The organism is Streptomyces sp. NPDC002773 (assembly GCF_040295605.1).
Lineage (GTDB): Bacteria > Actinomycetota > Actinomycetes > Streptomycetales > Streptomycetaceae > Streptomyces.
On record NZ_JBEOVO010000033.1, the window covers coordinates 41,450 to 56,888 of the forward strand.

At 70.5% G+C, this 15,439-nt stretch carries 14 protein-coding genes and 1 tRNA gene; 5 read left to right on the top strand and 10 right to left on the bottom strand.

Annotated features, from left to right (window positions below; genetic code table 11):
• The first annotated feature begins 265 nt into the window (after positions 1 to 265).
• Positions 266 to 1,099: a hypothetical protein gene (locus ABT034_RS29145; protein WP_351220079.1), complete on the top strand. Its 834-nt coding sequence runs from the start codon at positions 266 to 268 to the stop codon at positions 1,097 to 1,099.
• Positions 1,100 to 1,282: 183 nt separating this feature from the next.
• On the opposite strand, the gene ABT034_RS29150 is transcribed toward ABT034_RS29145, so the two are convergent.
• Entirely contained in the window at positions 1,283 to 1,612 is a 330-nt protein-coding gene (locus ABT034_RS29150) for a hypothetical protein (RefSeq protein ID WP_351220052.1), read from the bottom strand.
• A 118-nt stretch (positions 1,613 to 1,730) separates the two neighbouring features.
• Here ABT034_RS29150 and ABT034_RS29155 point away from each other — a divergent pair, with 118 nt between their 5' ends.
• Complete coding sequence (locus ABT034_RS29155) at positions 1,731 to 1,961, top strand: DUF4287 domain-containing protein (protein ID WP_351220053.1); 231 nt, start codon at positions 1,731 to 1,733, stop codon at positions 1,959 to 1,961.
• 58 nt (positions 1,962 to 2,019) lie between these two features.
• Here the strand turns inward: ABT034_RS29155 and ABT034_RS29160 are convergent, their stop codons facing one another.
• Complete coding sequence (locus tag ABT034_RS29160) at positions 2,020 to 2,892, bottom strand: alpha/beta fold hydrolase (protein WP_351220054.1); 873 nt, start codon at positions 2,890 to 2,892, stop codon at positions 2,020 to 2,022.
• A gap of 110 nt (positions 2,893 to 3,002) precedes the next feature.
• Between ABT034_RS29160 and ABT034_RS29165 the strand changes: the two genes are divergently transcribed.
• Positions 3,003 to 3,569, top strand: coding sequence for a TetR/AcrR family transcriptional regulator (locus tag ABT034_RS29165; protein ID WP_351220055.1), 567 nt, complete (start codon positions 3,003 to 3,005; stop codon positions 3,567 to 3,569).
• A 63-nt stretch (positions 3,570 to 3,632) separates the two neighbouring features.
• Here ABT034_RS29165 and ABT034_RS29170 read toward each other — a convergent pair whose 3' ends face one another.
• The gene (locus tag ABT034_RS29170; protein WP_351220056.1) at positions 3,633 to 4,535 is read right to left on the bottom strand and encodes a Bax inhibitor-1/YccA family protein; all 903 of its coding nucleotides are present in this window, start codon (positions 4,533 to 4,535) and stop codon (positions 3,633 to 3,635) included.
• Between the two features lie 176 nt (positions 4,536 to 4,711).
• Positions 4,712 to 4,796: transfer RNA gene (locus ABT034_RS29175), tRNA-Leu, on the bottom strand.
• 386 nt (positions 4,797 to 5,182) lie between these two features.
• On the opposite strand from ABT034_RS29175, the gene ABT034_RS29180 reads away from it, so the two are divergent.
• Complete coding sequence (locus ABT034_RS29180; RefSeq protein ID WP_351220057.1) at positions 5,183 to 5,953, top strand: ABC transporter ATP-binding protein; 771 nt, start codon at positions 5,183 to 5,185, stop codon at positions 5,951 to 5,953.
• Positions 5,954 to 6,012: 59 nt separating this feature from the next.
• Entirely contained in the window at positions 6,013 to 8,544 is a 2,532-nt protein-coding gene (locus tag ABT034_RS29185; protein ID WP_351220058.1) for an ABC transporter permease, read from the top strand.
• A 64-nt stretch (positions 8,545 to 8,608) separates the two neighbouring features.
• Here ABT034_RS29185 and ABT034_RS29190 read toward each other — a convergent pair whose 3' ends face one another.
• The 6 genes from ABT034_RS29190 to eno all read right to left on the bottom strand — a co-directional run bounded on the left by ABT034_RS29190 (position 8,609) and on the right by eno (position 15,180).
• Positions 8,609 to 9,910, bottom strand: coding sequence for a class I SAM-dependent methyltransferase (locus ABT034_RS29190; protein WP_351220059.1), 1,302 nt, complete (start codon positions 9,908 to 9,910; stop codon positions 8,609 to 8,611).
• Positions 9,911 to 10,082: 172 nt separating this feature from the next.
• Entirely contained in the window at positions 10,083 to 11,462 is a 1,380-nt protein-coding gene (locus ABT034_RS29195) for an NAD(P)/FAD-dependent oxidoreductase (RefSeq protein ID WP_351220060.1), read from the bottom strand.
• Positions 11,463 to 11,842: 380 nt separating this feature from the next.
• Positions 11,843 to 12,757 carry a Ppx/GppA phosphatase family protein gene (locus ABT034_RS29200; protein ID WP_351220061.1) on the bottom strand — a complete coding sequence of 305 codons (915 nt, stop codon included), beginning with the start codon at positions 12,755 to 12,757 and terminating at the stop codon, positions 11,843 to 11,845.
• A complete protein-coding gene (locus tag ABT034_RS29205) occupies positions 12,754 to 13,296 on the bottom strand; it encodes a DUF501 domain-containing protein (RefSeq protein WP_351220062.1) in 543 nt (180 codons plus the stop codon). The genes ABT034_RS29200 and ABT034_RS29205 overlap by 4 nt, the downstream gene beginning before the upstream one ends.
• Before the next feature lie 31 nt (positions 13,297 to 13,327).
• Entirely contained in the window at positions 13,328 to 13,798 is a 471-nt protein-coding gene (locus ABT034_RS29210; RefSeq protein ID WP_351220063.1) for an FtsB family cell division protein, read from the bottom strand.
• Between the two features lie 101 nt (positions 13,799 to 13,899).
• Positions 13,900 to 15,180: a phosphopyruvate hydratase gene (gene eno, locus ABT034_RS29215; RefSeq protein WP_351220064.1), complete on the bottom strand. Its 1,281-nt coding sequence runs from the start codon at positions 15,178 to 15,180 to the stop codon at positions 13,900 to 13,902.
• Positions 15,181 to 15,439: the final 259 nt, after the last annotated feature.

The following is a 15,439-nucleotide window of genomic DNA, read 5'->3' on the forward strand; positions in this document are numbered from 1 at the left end:
ACGTCCGGGCCGACCGCGCGCCTCTCCTGAGGCGGCCGGGGTCAACCGCCCCGCGTCCGAGCCGTGACCGAATCTCCCCCAGGATGTGACCTACATCCCGGGGGAGTTCGTTTTCGCAGGTCAGAGCCGTTTTGGGACTAAACACCTGGCAGAAATACCTGTCCAATTCGTGACGTAATGCACTGACAGCAGGCCCCGCCCCAGGACAAGCTGATGTAGGAAGTCGGGGGATCGACTCGGAATCGGGAGTACGTCAGTGAGCACCATGCCTCTTGCCCTGCTGCTGACCACGGCCGCTGCCACGGCCGTGGGCGCTGCCGCCCTGCATGCCGTCCACGGTCTCCGCAAGCAGGTCACCGCCCTGCGGAGCGAACTGGCGGCCGGCCACGGCGTCACCGTTCCCGCCGCCCGGGCCACGCCCGCGGCCGAGATACGGGCCGCGGTCGCGGACGCGCTGGCCGAGGAGCGCGAGCGCGAGCTCGCGGAGGCGCGCGCCTTCTGGGCCGCGCAGGAGGCCCGGGACGCGGCCGACGCGCCGTCGCTGCTCGGCGGCCTCGGCGGTCCGGCCGACGAGGGTTCCTTCTTCGTGCCGCGCCAGGCCGACTTCGTGGGCCTTGAGGCGATGGCCCTCGAGGCCATGGAGGCGGAGGCGGCCTCGCTGGACGGCGCCGACCCGCTGGACGTCTTCGACGCCCTCGACGAGTACCCCGAGGACTCGGCGGAGCTGGCCGCGGCCCGCCGCCGCCACCCCTCGCACCCGGACTTCGTGCCGGTGCAGACGCCGGTCGTCACGGACCACGAGCGGACGGTGGCCCGCCTCGAGGAGCTGGCCGACACGCGCACGGCGCTGACCGACGTGCGTCCGGGCCCGCTCGGCACGCTCGACGTGTACGTCTTCGCGGACGGTACGACGCTCTGCATGACCCCGGGGCACCGCGAGACCGCGGAGCGCCTTGCGGAGGCCCTGCGCTCCGGGCGTACGCCGGTGCTGCTCGGCGGCTCGGGCGTCTCGGGCGCCTTCGCCCTCACCTTCTCGTACGGCGAGTCCGACGAGGAGAACGTCTACATCCTGGCGGACCGCGTCATCGCGTCCCTTTGATACCGCGCTCCTCGCACCGCTCGGCCCCAGGGGGCCTCACGGGCTTCGGGGCGCTGCGGCGGCCTCCGACCGCCGATCGCGGGGTGCCTTGAACCGCCGATCGCGACGCACGCCCCTGGAGAGCGCGCCGATCGCGGAGCGCGCGCCGAGCCCCTGGCCCGCGGCCAGGACGGCCCCGGCGCCCTACATCCCCGAGCGCTCCGCCGCTTCCCGTACCAGTCTCACGGCCTCGCCCAGCTCCCCTTCGTGGGAGTCCGCCGGGGCCGTTCGCATGATTTCGGCCAGATCGTTCCCGGCGACGACCAGCTGGTCGGCGACGGTGAAGACGCCCGCGTCGGGCATGGTCCTCGGCTCCCCCTCCGGGTCCTCCGCGCGCTGGGCCCGTACGGCGAGCTCGCGGGCGAGGGCAAGGCCTTCGGCCGCCGCGCCGCGCTGGAGGCGGCTCTGCGGGGCGGCCCGCAGCCGGTCGGCGAAGCGCTCGACGGCGGCGGTCAGTTCACTCGTATCGCGCACCCCGTGACCCTACGCGCCGTCCCGGGCCCCTTGCCAACGGGCGAACACTTCGGCACGGTGACGTGAAGAAGTGCGAGGAGTACGAGAAGCACACGGTACGACGCGTCCGGAGGCGCCGATGTCCCAGACTTTCTCCGAAGAGACCCACCGCAACATGCTGGCCCGGATCCCGCGCCGCACCGGTCGTGAGATCGCCGACTGGATGCGCACCGTCGAGGAGGGCCCTTCCCTCCTCCGCTTCGAGGAGCGGGTGAACTGGCTCCGCGGGGCGCACGACCTGGCGTACGGCCACGCGAAGGCGATCCTGCACGAGTACGACCTGCGGCGGGCGGCCCGCAGACTGCTCTGATCCGGCCGCGGGCCGCCCGGGCCGGCTTCCTGCCCGGGCGCGCGCCCCGCCCCTCGGCTCACTTCACGTGCCGGCCGAGGAAGTCCCTGACGAGTGCGGCGATCTCCTCGCCGTGGGTCTCCAGGGCGAAGTGCCCGGCGTCCAGGAGGTGGATCTCGGCGTCCGGCAGGTCGCGGGCGAAGGCCTCCGCGCCGGCCGGCCCGAAGATCTCGTCGCCGCGCCCCCAGGCCGCGAGCAGCGGCGGCCGGTGGGTGCGGAAGTACTCCTGGAAGGCCGGGTAGCCGTCCAGGTTGAACTGGTAGTCCCAGAACAGCTGGAGCTGGATGTCCTTGTTGCCGGGCCGGTCGAGGCCGGCCTGGTCCAGGGTCCAGGTCTCGGGGGTGATCCGGTCGAGGCGGTCGGCGGGCACGCCGTGGGTGTACTGCCAGCGGGTGGCCTCGGCGGTCAGGAGTTCCCGTACCGCGGTCTCGTTGGCCTCGCGGTCCTTCGCGTGGGCGAAGAGGACGTCCCAGAAGGGGGTGAAGCCCTCCAGGTAGGCGTTGCCGCTCTGGCTGACGATCGCGGTGACCCGCTCGGGGTGCCGGGTGGCGATCCGGAGGCCGATGGGGGCGCCGTAGTCCTGGAGGTAGAGGGCGAACCGGTCGGCGCCGAGCCGGTCGAGCAGCTTCAGGGTGATCTCGGTGAGCCGGTCGAAGCTGTACGTGAAGTCGTCGACGGCGGGTGCGGCGGAGGCGCCGAAGCCGATGTGGTCGGGGGCGATCAGGTGGTACGAGTCGGCGAGCTCGGCGATCAGGCCCCGGTACATGTGCGAGCTGCTGGGGAAGCCGTGCAGCAGGACGAGGGTGGGGTTCGCCGGGTCGCCGGCCTCCCGGTAGAAGACGTCGATCCCGTCGACGGTGATGGTGCGGGCGCGCTGGGCGAAGGCGGACATGGCTGACTCCCCGTTTCGGGTGTGCGGATTCCGACCGAGAGAACGATCGTTCTCCCGATGCCCTGTACGCTACGAGAACGATGGTTCTCCATGCAAGGGGTGATCGGACGATGGACGCGGAATCCGCCGAGCTGAAGGTGCTCGACACCGCCGGGCGGCTCTTCGACGAGCGCGGGGTGCAGGCGGTCGGCATGGACGCCATCCGCACCGCGTCCGGCGTCTCGCTCAAGCGGCTCTACCAGGTCTTCCCCTCGAAGGACCTGCTGGTGGAGGCCGTCCTGCGGCGCCGCGACGAGGCCGTACGCGCCGCCCTCACCGCGCACGGCGAGCAGACCGCCGACGGGCCCTACGAGCGGGCGCTCGCGGTCTTCGACTGGCTGGCCGGCTGGTTCGCGGAGCCCGACTTCCGGGGGTGCGCGTTCATCAACGCCTTCGGGGAGCTGGGCGGGGTGACCCCCGCCGTGACCGCCCTCGCCCGCGACCACAAGGAAGCCCTGCGGGCGTACTTCGCCGAGCAGACGGACGCCCTCGGCGCCCCGCCCGTCCTCGCCGACCAGCTGTCCCTGCTCGCCAACGGCGCCATGGCCGTCGCGGGCATCACCGGCTCCCCCGAACCGGCCGCGCAGGCGAAGGCGGCGGCCGGGGTCCTGCTCGACGCCGCCCGCGCACGGCCCTGAGCACACGGAAGGGCCCGCCCGGCGCGAAGCCGGACGGGCCCTTCCCCCGAGTCACGGGGTGCGTCAGTCGTCGCCCTGAAGGATCGACAGCAGACGCAGCATCTCCAGGTAGATCCACACCAGGGTCATGGTGAGACCGAAGGCGGCCAGCCAGGCCTCCTCGCGCGGCGCGCCGTAGTTCACGCCGTCCTCGACCTGCTTGAAGTCGAGGGCGAGGAAGCAGGCGCCGAGGATGACGCCGATGACACCGAACAGGATGCCGAGGCCACCGCTGCGGAAGCCGAGGCCGTCACCGCCGCCGAAGACGGAGAACATCAGGTTGACCACCATGAGGAGCATGAAGCCCATCGCGGCGGCCATCACGAAGCCGTAGAAGCGTCGGTTGACGCGGATCCAGCCCATCTTGTAGGCGATCAGGACACCGGCGAAGACCGCCATGGTGCCCAGGACCGCCTGCATGACCACGCCGTCGGCGATGTACGTCGAGACGGCGGCCGAGATCACTCCGAGGAAGACACCCTCGAAGGCCGCGTAGCCCAGGATCAGCGCGGGCGAGGCCTTGCGCTTGAAGGACTGCACGAGCGCGAGCACGAGCGCGACCAGGGCGGCGCCGATGGCGATGCCGTAGGACTTGCCCAGGTTGGCCGAGTCGACCGGCAGCAGGAACCACGAGAGGACGGCGGTGAGCACGACCGTACCGAGCGTCATGGCCGTACGGCTCACGACGTCGTCGATCGTCATCACATTGCCCCGGGCCTGCTGGGGGGCGCCGAGCTGCGTGTCCTGCGGGGCGTACGGGTTGGTCGCGTACGGGTTCGTCGCGCCCTCGGCATACGGGTTACCGGTGGCGTACGGGTTCGTTCCGACGGCGGGGCCCCCGGCCTGCGGCTGCTGGCCGTTGAAGCCCGCGGTGCCGTTGTCGCGGCTGAACCCCCGTCGCGAGAAGACCGGGTTGCTGCTCCTCATCTCACTCCTCCATGGCGTGCCGCATGTGCGCGGCCTCTCGTCAAGAGTAATGCGTAGGCAAAAGAAACTCTCTAGTGCTCGGGGAGGATCTTTTCAAACGTCTACCGAGGAGGAGAGGGGGCTTCGGAAGAGGGGACGGGCTGCGCCGGGCCGCAGGTGTTTCACCTGGGGCTCGGTGGTGCCCGGAACCGGACTCGAACCGGTACGGCCCGAAGGCCAGCGAGGTTTAAGCTCGCCGTGTCTGCATTCCACCATCCGGGCGTCGCGAAGCTCCGCGTTGGCACATGAGCCTATCGGGGCGCTTCCCTCGTTCAGCGGAACGGCGACCCGATGTTGTCTTATTTTATTGACGTCTGAGGGTGCGTCAGTGCAGGTGAGGGCTGTTTCGCCAAACTGTGACAGGGGTCGCAGGCGCAAAGCCGCACCCCCTGGAATGACGAAAAGTCGTCGCACTTCTGTCACGTCGGCCGAACACCGCCACGGGACCGTCCCTCAGGGACGCCGTCATACCTCAGGAGGACGGTCCGGGCTCCCGGTCCGACTCCAGGCTGCCCCGGGAACGGGCACGTGGGCGGACGCCCCGGCCCGGAACGCTCGACACGATGGAGGGGTTCCCGCAACAGCCCCGCAGTGACAGGAGTCCCCTCGTGACCACCACCCCCACCGTGTCCCGCGCCACCGCGGTGGCCGCCCGCGCCACGGACCTCTCGAAGGTCTACGGCCAGGGCGAGACCCAGGTGGTCGCGCTCGACGGCGTCAGCGTGGACTTCCGCCAGGGCGAGTTCACCGCGATCATGGGCCCCTCCGGCTCCGGCAAGTCGACGCTCATGCACTGCGTCGCCGGCCTCGACTCCTTCTCCTCCGGCTCGGTCCGGATCGGCGAGACGGAGCTGTCCACCCTGAAGGACAAGCAGCTCACCCAGCTCCGCCGGGACAAGATCGGCTTCATCTTCCAGGCCTTCAACCTGCTGCCGACGCTGACGGCCCTGGAGAACATCACGCTGCCGATGGACATCGCGGGCCGCAAGCCCGACAAGCAGTGGGTCCAGCAGGTCATCGACATGCTCGGCCTCTCCGCCCGGCTCAGCCACCGCCCGACCGAGCTGTCCGGCGGCCAGCAGCAGCGCGTGGCCGTGGCCCGAGCCCTCGCCTCCCAGCCCGAGATCATCTTCGGTGACGAGCCCACCGGAAACCTGGACTCCCGCTCCGGCGCCGAGGTCCTCGGCTTCCTGCGCAACTCGGTCCGGGAGCTGGGCCAGACCGTCGTCATGGTCACCCACGACCCGGTGGCCGCCTCCTACGCGGACCGCGTCATCTTCCTCGCGGACGGCCGGATCGTCGACGAGATGCTGCACCCGTCGGCGGACGGCGTGCTCGACCGCATGAAGGCCTTCGACGCCAAGGGCCGTACGAGCTGACGCCGTAGCGCAGCCCCCCGACGCCCGCCCGTCCTCCCCCCTTCCTTCAGGACACACCCATGTTCCGTACCGCCCTGCGCAACGTGCTCGCGCACAAGGCGAGACTGCTGATGACCGTCCTCGCCGTGATGCTCGGCGTGGCCTTCGTCTCCGGCACCCTCGTCTTCACCGACACCCTCTCCCAGGCCTTCCGCGGCCAGTCCGCGAAGAGCTACGACGACGTCGCCGTCGCCGTCAGCATGCATCCGAGCGAGGAGGAGGCCCAGAAGACCCCCGGCCTGTCCCAGACGGTCGTCGACCGCGTCGGGAAGCTCGACGGCGTCGCCTCCGTCACCCCCCGCGTCGACGGCTTCGCCGGTGTGCCCGACAAGGACGGCAAGCTGATCGGCGTCGGCTGGTCCAACAAGGGCACCAACTTCGCCCCCGGCAAGGACGGCAAGGACCGCGCGTACACCTTCGCCACGGGCGCCGGGCCGGTCCAGGACGGCCAGATCGCGCTCGACAGGGACTCCGCCGACAAGGGCGGCTACAAGGTCGGCGACACCGTCCGCGTCGCCACCAACGGCCCCGTCAAGGAGTACGTGCTCTCCGGTGTCTTCACGACCGAGGACGGCGCCGTCAACGCCGGCGGCAGCCTGGTCCTCTTCGACACCTCCGTCGCCCAGAAGCTCTACCTGAAGCCCGGCTTCTTCCAGGACCTGACCGTCACCGCCACCCCCGGCACCGACGCCGACAAGCTCCTCCCCGAGGTCCTGAAGGTCGTCCCGAAGGCCGCCACCGCCCAGACCGGCCAGGCCCTCGCCGACCAGGAGGCCAAGGACATCGAGGCGGGCCTCGGCGCGCTGAACCAGGTGCTGCTCGGCTTCGCGGCCATCGCCCTGTTCGTCGGCGTCTTCCTCATCTCCAACACGTTCACCATGCTGGTCGCCCAGCGCACCAAGGAACTGGCGCTGATGCGCGCGGTCGGTGCCTCGCGCAAGCAGATCACCCGTTCCGTCCTCGCCGAGGCCGGTCTCGTCGGCCTGGTCGCCTCCGCCGTCGGCTACGCCCTGGGCATCGGCATGGCCGTCGGCCTCCGCTCGGCCATGAGCGCCTTCGACCTGAAGCTCCCGGACGGCGACCTCGTCCTCGGCACCACCCCGGTCCTGTCCGCCTTCGGCGTCGGCGTCCTCATCACCATGCTCGCCGCCTGGCTGCCCGGCCGCCGCGCCGCGAAGATCCCGCCGGTCGCCGCCATGAACAGCGTGCACGCGACCCCCAACGCCAAGTCCCTCGTCGTACGGAACGCCATCGGCGCGGCCCTCACCGCGATCGGCGCCGTGCTCATCGTGCTCGGCGCCGGCCAGGGCGGCGACGAAGGCCGGATGCTGATCGGTGGCGGCGCGTTCCTCACCCTCATCGGGGTGATCGTGCTGATCCCGTTCCTGTCCCGGCCCGTGATCGCCGTGATCCGCCCGGTCTTCGTGAACTTCTTCGGGGTCTCCGGCAAGCTCGCCGGCCTGAACGCGGTCCGCAACCCGCGCCGCACCGGCGCCACCGCCTCCGCGCTCGCCATCGGCCTGACCCTGGTCACCGGCCTTTCGGTGCTCGGCTCGACCGTCGGCACCGCCCTCGACAAGATGACGGTCGACCAGATCAAGGCCGACTACATGGTCGCCATGGCGAGCGGTGACGGCCTCAGCAAGGAGGCGCTGACCGCCCTGGAGAAGGCGCCGGGCGTCTCGGCGGTGTCCCCGCAGCAGTCCGGCGCGCTGAAGATCAAGGGCGAGTTCACCTCGGCCTCCGGTGTCACCCCCGGTGACATCGAGAAGGTCCTCAAGGTCACCGTCGTGAACGGCTCGCTCGACACCCTCGGCAAGGGACAGATCGCCGTCGCCGACAAGACCGCCGCGAAGCGCGGCCTGAAGGTCGGCGACACCGTACCGGTCGAGTACCTCGACAACGTCAAGGGCAAGCTCACGGTCGGCGCCGTCTACGAGGACAGCGAGTTCCTCTCGCCCGTCCTGATCGACCACAAGGTGATCGACGCGCACGAGCAGCAGGCCCACATGCCGCAGATCTTCGTGGCGACGGACGGCGGTGCCTCCGAGGCCAACGAGAAGGCCCTGTCGAAGGCCCTGGGTGACAACCCGGCGATCACCGTCATGGACAAGAAGGACATCCGTGACCTGTTCGGCGGGCAGATCAACATGCTCCTGAACATCGTCTACGGCCTGCTCGCGATGGCCCTGGTCATCGCCGTCCTCGGTGTCGTCAACACCCTCGCGATGTCCGTCTTCGAGCGCCAGCAGGAGATCGGCATGCTGCGGGCGATCGGCCTCGACCGGCGCCGGGTGAAGCGGATGGTCCGTCTGGAGGCCGTGGTCATCTCGGTGTTCGGCGCGGTCGTCGGCATCGGCCTCGGCTCGTTCCTCGGCTGGGCCATCGGCGAGACCTTCAAGAACAGCCTGCCGGGCTACGCCCTGGTCCTGCCCTGGGACCGGATCGGGATCTTCCTGGTCCTGGCCGCCCTGGTCGGCGTCCTCGCCTCCCTGTGGCCGGCCCGGAGCGCGGCCAGGCTGAACATGCTCGCCGCCATCAAGGCCGAGTAGTTCCCGGTACGACAGGAAGGGCCGGTCTCCCACCCGGGAGGCCGGCCCTTCGCCGTACCGCGTGTCAGTCCGACTTCTCGTTCCACACGCGCGGCCGCAGCGCCGTCCCGCTCCTCCCCGACACCGGGGTCTTCACGGCGAGGAACTGGTTCACGCCGATCCGGTTGCGCTCGAAGGAGACGGCGGATGCCGCCATGTAGAGACGCCAGATCCTGGCCCGGCCGGGCGAGGTGAGCCGGACCGCCCGGTCCCACTCCCGCTCCAGGTTGGCGACCCAGCGGCGCAGGGTGAGCGCGTAGTGCTCGCGGATCGCCTCCACGTCCCTCACCTCGAAGCCGGCGTCCTCCAGGGTGCTCAGGGTGCGGCCCATCGGGGCGAGTTCGCCGTCGGGGAAGACGTACGCGTCGATGAAGACGTCGACCTCGTACGCCTCCTCCTCGGGCTGGGGGCGCCGGGAGATCTGGTGGTTGAGCAGCCGCCCGCCGGGCTTGAGGAGCCCGTACAGGGTGTCGGCGTACTCCCGGTAGCGGACGGCGCCGACGTGCTCGGCCATGCCGATCGAGGAGATCGCGTCGTACGGGCCGTCCGTGACGTCCCGGTAGTCCTGGACGCGGATCTCGACCAGGTCGGTCAGGCCCTCGTCGGCGATCCGCTTGCGGGCGTACGCGGCCTGTTCGCGGGAGAGGGTGATGCCGACGACCCGGGCGCCGTACTCGCGGGCGGCGTGGAGGGCCATGGAGCCCCAGCCGCAGCCCACGTCGAGGAGCCGGTCGCCGGGCTTGAGGTTCAGTTTGCGGGCGATGAGGTCCAGCTTGTCCCGCTGGGCGTCCTCCAGGGTGCCGTCCGGCGTCCAGTACGCGCAGGAGTAGACCATGGAGGGGCCGAGGACCAGTTCGTAGAAGTCGTTGCCCACGTCGTAGTGGTGACTGATCGCCTGCTTGTCGCGGCGCCGGGTGTGCCGGCCGCCGCTGCGGCCCCGGATCTCCTCGGCGGGCGGCCGCGGCGGCGCCGGCGGTCCCGCCAGCCGCAGCAGGGAACGGGCGGCGGCGCGGAGTCTGGGATCGCGCACGGAGTCGAGCAGGCCCCTGGTGGTCTCGGCGCGGTCCCACAGGAGCCCGGAGAGGCGGTCGAGGAGCTCGTAGAGGTCTCCCTCGACGTCGAGTTCCCCCGCCACCCAGGCGCGGGCCATGCCCAGTTCGCCGGGCTTCCAGATCATCCTGCGCAGGGCGCGGCGGTCGCGGAGGATGAGGACCGGGCCTCCGACCGGTCCGGCCTCACTGCCGTCCCAGGCCCGCAGCCGGACCGGGAGTGGTCCTCCGAGGAGTTCCTCGGCGAGAGTCGTCAGCCGCGACGCGACGTCGGCCATGGTGCACACCTCCGTGATCTCGTGCCCCAGAAATGCTCGTCACCAAGGGAACACCGTCCGTAGGTATTTCCACTCCCGCCACCGCGCAATCCGCCCCCGGAACACGCGAAGGGCCGTCCGCACCACGGATGGCGGACGGCCCTTTTACGGCCTTGCGTGTACTGCGGGTGCGCTAGGAGGCCTTGGCCTTCTCCTGCACCGGGGCGGCCGGCGCGGGGGCGGGCTTGGCCGCCTCGTAGAACTCCTCGCGCGGCGTCTCCATCGCACCGAGGGAGACGACCTCGCGCTTGAGGAACATCGCGAGGGTCCAGTCGGCGAAGACGCGGATCTTGCGGTTCCAGGTCGGCATGGCCATGCCGTGGTAGCCGCGGTGCATGTACCAGGCGAGACGGCCCTTGAGCTTGATCTTCACCTTGCCCATGACGATCATCGCGACGCCCTTGTGGAGGCCGAGGCCGGCCACGGCGCCCTTGTTGGCGTGGCTGTACTCGGCCTGCGGGAAGCCGCGCATGCCGGCCACCACGTTGTCGCCGAGGACCTTGGCCTGGCGCAGGGCGTGCTGGGCGTTCGGCGGGCACCAGGCGTTCGGGTTGCCGGCCTTGCGGCCGACCAGGTCCGGGACCTGGGCGTTGTCGCCGGCGGCCCAGGCGTAGTCGAGGCCGTTGATCTGGAGCTTCTCGTTGCAGTCCACGTGGCCGCGGGGGCCGAGCGGCAGACCGAAGCGGGAGAGCGCCGGGTTGGGCTTCACGCCGGCGGTCCACACGATCGTGTTGGAGTCGACCTCGAGGCCGTTCTTCAGCACGACGTGGCCGTCGACGCAGGAGTCCATGGAGGTCTCGAGGTAGATCTCGATACCGCGGCCCTCGAGGTGCTCCTTGCCGTACTGGCCGAGCTTCGGGCCCACCTCGGGGAGGATCTTGTCGGCCGCGTCGACCAGGACGAAGCGCATGTCCTCGCGCGACACGTTCTGGTAGTACTTCGCGGCGTCACGGGCCAGGTCCTCGACCTCGCCGATGGTCTCCGCGCCGGCGAAGCCGCCGCCCACGAAGACGAAGGTCAGCGCCTTGCGGCGGACCTCCTCGTCGGTGGTCGAGTCGGCCTTGTCGAGCTGCTCGAGGACGTGGTTGCGCAGGCCGATGGCCTCCTCGATGCCCTTCATGCCGATGCCCTGCTCGGCGAGGCCGGGGATCGGGAAGGTACGGGAGACGGCGCCCATCGCGATGACGAGGTAGTCGAAGGGCAGCTCGTAGGCCTCGCCGACGAGCGGCGCGACCGTGGCGACCTTGCGGTCCTGGTCGATGGTGGTGACCCGACCGGTGAGCACCTCGGCTCCGCGCACGACGCGTCGCAGCGGGACGACGACGTGGCGCGGCGAGATGCTGCCGGCGGCGGCTTCGGGGAGGAAGGGCTGGTAGGTCATGTACGACCGCGGGTCGACGACCGTGACGGTCGCCTCCGCGTAGCGCATCTTCTTGAGGATGCGCCGAGCTGCGTACAGGCCTACGTACCCGCCGCCTACTACGAGGATCCTGGGACGCTCCGTGGTGCTCATGAGATCGAGTATCCACCCCTCCTGAGGGGGGTGCTCGTGCGCCCCTTCACAAGCTCTCCGGGTGTCTCTGCTACACTCCGCCGCCCACGTGATCCATGTCATGGTGCTGCAAAGGAACCGGGATGCAAGGGCGAACGTTGTTCACCCCTTGTGAACTGGACCGGAGAGCGGCCGTTAACGCTGAACCGGAGGGCCCGTTCACGCGATGGAAACATCGAGCGAATCGGCCTCCGCGCCTGCGAAAGGGCCCTGAGGCACCCCCCGGAGGGGCTAAAGGCGGCCCGAAGGGCCTCCTCGGACGCCATCAGGGCCCTTTTCCTTGTGAAGAACTTCACGAACTTTCCCGACGGGGTGTCGCCGGGAGGCTCGATAGACGCCCGCTATGCGACGGATAGGGCGATCCCATCGAGGATGTCGTGCTCGCTGACGACCACCTCGCGGGCCCCGGTCCGCTCCACGATCTCCCGCAGGACGAGCGCCCCGGCGATGATCACGTCGACCCGGCCCGGGTGGATGACGGGGATCGCGGCCCGCTCGTCGTGCGTGGAGGCGAGCAGCCGGTCGGTGACCTCGGCGACCTGGGCGGCCGAGATCCGGGCGTGGTGGATCTTCTCGGAGTCGTACTCCGGGAGCCCGAGCGCGATCGCGGCGACCGTGGTGACCGAGCCGGCCAGCCCGACGAGGGTCCCGGCCGTGCCGATCGGCACGGTCTCGGCGGCCAGGTCGAGGGCCGCGCGGACGTCGGCGCGGATCGCGTCGGCCTCCTCGGCGGTCGGCGGGTCGTGCCGGACGTGCCGCTCGGTGAGCCGGACGCAGCCGATGTCGACGGAACGGGCCGCCTCGACGTGCTTGTTGCCGGTGACGAACTCGGTGGAGCCGCCGCCGATGTCCACGACGAGGTACGTCTCCGTGCCGTGCAGCTCGCCGGTGGCACCGGTGAAGGAGAACTCGGCCTCCTGGTCGCCGGTGATGACCTCGGGCTCGACGCCGAGGATCTCCACGACCCCGTTCACGAACTCGTCGCGGTTCTCGGCGTCGCGGGAGGCGGAGGTCGCGACGAAGCGGATCCGCTCGGCGCCGAGCTCCTCGATGACCTCGGCGTACGCGCGGCAGGCCGCGAAGGTGCGCTCCAGGGCCTCGGGCGCGAGCCGGCCCGTCCTGTCGACGCCCTGCCCGAGCCGGACGATCGTCATCCGCCGGTCCAGCTCGATCAGATCGCCCGTCTCGGGGTGGACGTCGGCGACGAGGAGGCGGATGGAGTTCGTACCGCAGTCGATTCCGGCGACCCGGGTCACTGCTCCTCCCCCTCCTTCTTCTCCGCGCACGGCGTGACGCAGGGGCCCTTCGCCCACCACTCCGGCAGCATCGCGAGGGCCTCGTCGCCGAAGGGGTTCACGCCCGGGCCCGCGACCAGCGAGTGGCCGACGAGGACGTGGAGGCACTTGACCCGGTCCGGCATGCCGCCGGCGCTCGGGAAGCCCTCCAGGACCTCGATGGCGTCACGGCGGGCGATGTAGTCCTCGTGCGCGGCCCGGTAGGCGGCGGCGAGCTCCGGGTCGGTGGCGAGCCGGGCCTGCATCTCCTTCATGACCCCGTTGGCCTCCAGGGTCCCGATGGCGGAGGCCGCCCGGGGGCAGGTCAGGTAGTACGTGGTCGGGAACGGCGTGCCGTCGGGAAGCCGGGGCGCGGTCTCGACGACGTCCGGGTTGCCGCACGGGCAGCGGTGCGCGATGGCGCGCAGGCCGCGGGGCGGCCGGCCGAGCTGGAGCTCGAAGGCGGCGATGTCCGCCTCGGTGGGCTCGGTGCGTTCGGTCTGCGGAGGGGGCGTTTCCATGTCTGCCTTGCTCGTCAGGTCGTTTCGGGCTTCAAGGACGGTCGGCGTGGTCGACGCCGTCCCAGAGGTTGTCGTACCAGGGGCGGTCCGCCGCGCCCTGGTCGGTGCGGGGCCGCTGCTCCGCGCCGGGGTCGTTCACGGTGAATCCGGTCTCGCCGGGCAGCACGTAGTGGAGGTGCTCGCGGGCGAGGCGGCGGACGTAGGCCGGGTCCTGGAGGCGGGCCTTCTCGTCCTTCAGTTCCTCGACCCGCCGGGCGGCCTCGGCGGCCCTGCGCTCCTGCTCGGCGATCTCGCCCTGCTGGGAGACGTAGCTCCGCATGGGATAGGCGAGCGCCACGACGAGGGAGCAGACGACCAGGGCGAGGAAGGCCGCGCGGCCGGTGAGCCGGGAGCGGCGGGCCTGGCGGCGGGTCTGGGAGCGGTAGACACGGGCGGCGGTCTGCTCGCCGAGCAGCCTGATCCGGGTCGCGGTCGAGAACCGGTCCCGGTCCTTCGCGGCCATGTCGTGTCGCCTCCCCTGTTCACGCGGACGTCCCCGCACACGGTACGGGACCGAGTACGGGGACGTACGGAAGCTGCCCTGCGGAGAGGCTCAGCCGTTGATCAGCCCTTGAAGCGCGGGAAGGCGCTGCGGCCGGCGTAGACCGCGGCGTCGTCGAGGATCTCCTCGATGCGCAGCAGCTGGTTGTACTTGGCGACGCGGTCCGAGCGGGCCGGGGCGCCGGTCTTGATCTGGCCGCAGTTCACGGCGACCGCGAGGTCGGCGATGGTGACGTCCTCGGTCTCGCCGGAGCGGTGGGACATCATGCACTTGAAGCCGTTGCGCTGGGCGAGCTCGACGGCGTCGAGGGTCTCGGTCAGCGAGCCGATCTGGTTGACCTTGACCAGGAGGGCGTTCGCGGAGCCCTCCTCGATGCCGCGGGCCAGGCGCTCGGGGTTGGTGACGAACAGGTCGTCGCCGACGATCTGCACCTTGTCGCCGATGCGCGAGGTGATGGTGTTCCAGCCGTCCCAGTCGTCCTCGTACAGCGGGTCCTCGATGGAGACCAGCGGGTACGCGGAGACGAGCTCCTCGTAGTACTCGGTCATCTCGGCGGCCGAGCGGGACTTGCCCTCGAACTCGTACGCGCCGTCCTTGTAGAACTCGGACGCGGCCACGTCGAGCGCGAGCGCGACGTCGGTGCCCGGGGTGTAGCCGGCCTCCTTGATGGCCTCGATGATGAGGTCCAGGGCGGCGCGGTTCGACTCCAGGTTCGGGGCGAAGCCGCCCTCGTCGCCGAGGCCGGTCGAGAGGCCCTTGCGCTTCAGCACGCCCTTGAGCGTGTGGTAGATCTCCGCACCCCAGCGAAGGGCCTCGGAGAAGGACTCCGCGCCGATCGGGGCGATCATGAACTCCTGGATGTCCACGTTGGAGTCGGCGTGCGACCCACCGTTGAGGATGTTCATCATCGGAACGGGCAGCAGGTGCGCGTTCGGGCCGCCGAGGTAGCGGAAGAGCGGCAGGTCCGAGGCCTCGGAGGCGGCGTGGGCCACGGCGAGCGAGACGCCGAGGATGGCGTTCGCGCCGAGCGAGCCCTTGTTCTCGGTGGCGTCCAGGTCGAACATGGCCTGGTCGATCAGGCGCTGCTCGGTGGCGTCGTAGCCGACGAGCTCCGGGCCGATCTGCTCGATGACGGCGAGGACGGCCTTCTCGACACCCTTGCCCTGGTAGCGGTTCGGGTCACCGTCGCGAAGCTCGATGGCCTCGAAAGCACCGGTGGAGGCGCCGGACGGAACAGCAGCACGGCCGGTGCTGCCGTCGTCGAGGCCGACCTCGACCTCGACCGTGGGGTTGCCTCGGGAGTCCAGGATTTCCCGGGCTACGACGACGTCGATGGACGGCACGAGCATCTCCTTCTGGGATGTGACGCTGGATGTGACGCAAGGTCGGTGCAGGGTCGCTTGGCCTTGCGACAAGAGCCTAACCGGCGCGGGGGCTCCGGCCAGCCGGGCGCCCGCCCCCTGGGACGAAAAAGGACCCAAGGGCATGCGTTTCGGGACGAAGGACATCAGATCTACTGGACGGTAACCATCAGGTCGGTCCCTCAGTCAGTCGCCCCTCGACGGGTGCGCCCCCGCACGGGAGCGGCCCGGAACGGACGGA

Bases quoted from the DNA above. Each gene is read 5' to 3' on its own strand.
- ABT034_RS29145 (WP_351220079.1), top strand. From the start codon at position 266: ATGCCTCTTGCCCTGCTGCTGACCACGGCCGCTGCCACGGCCGTGGGC.
- ABT034_RS29155 (WP_351220053.1), top strand. From the start codon at position 1,731: ATGTCCCAGACTTTCTCCGAAGAGACCCACCGCAACATGCTGGCCCGG.
- ABT034_RS29160 (WP_351220054.1), bottom strand. From the start codon at position 2,892: ATGTCCGCCTTCGCCCAGCGCGCCCGCACCATCACCGTCGACGGGATC.
- ABT034_RS29165 (WP_351220055.1), top strand. From the start codon at position 3,003: ATGGACGCGGAATCCGCCGAGCTGAAGGTGCTCGACACCGCCGGGCGG.
- ABT034_RS29170 (WP_351220056.1), bottom strand. From the start codon at position 4,535: ATGAGGAGCAGCAACCCGGTCTTCTCGCGACGGGGGTTCAGCCGCGAC.
- ABT034_RS29185 (WP_351220058.1), top strand. From the start codon at position 6,013: ATGTTCCGTACCGCCCTGCGCAACGTGCTCGCGCACAAGGCGAGACTG.
- ABT034_RS29190 (WP_351220059.1), bottom strand. From the start codon at position 9,910: ATGGCCGACGTCGCGTCGCGGCTGACGACTCTCGCCGAGGAACTCCTC.
- ABT034_RS29195 (WP_351220060.1), bottom strand. From the start codon at position 11,462: ATGAGCACCACGGAGCGTCCCAGGATCCTCGTAGTAGGCGGCGGGTAC.
- ABT034_RS29205 (WP_351220062.1), bottom strand. From the start codon at position 13,296: ATGGAAACGCCCCCTCCGCAGACCGAACGCACCGAGCCCACCGAGGCG.
- ABT034_RS29210 (WP_351220063.1), bottom strand. From the start codon at position 13,798: ATGGCCGCGAAGGACCGGGACCGGTTCTCGACCGCGACCCGGATCAGG.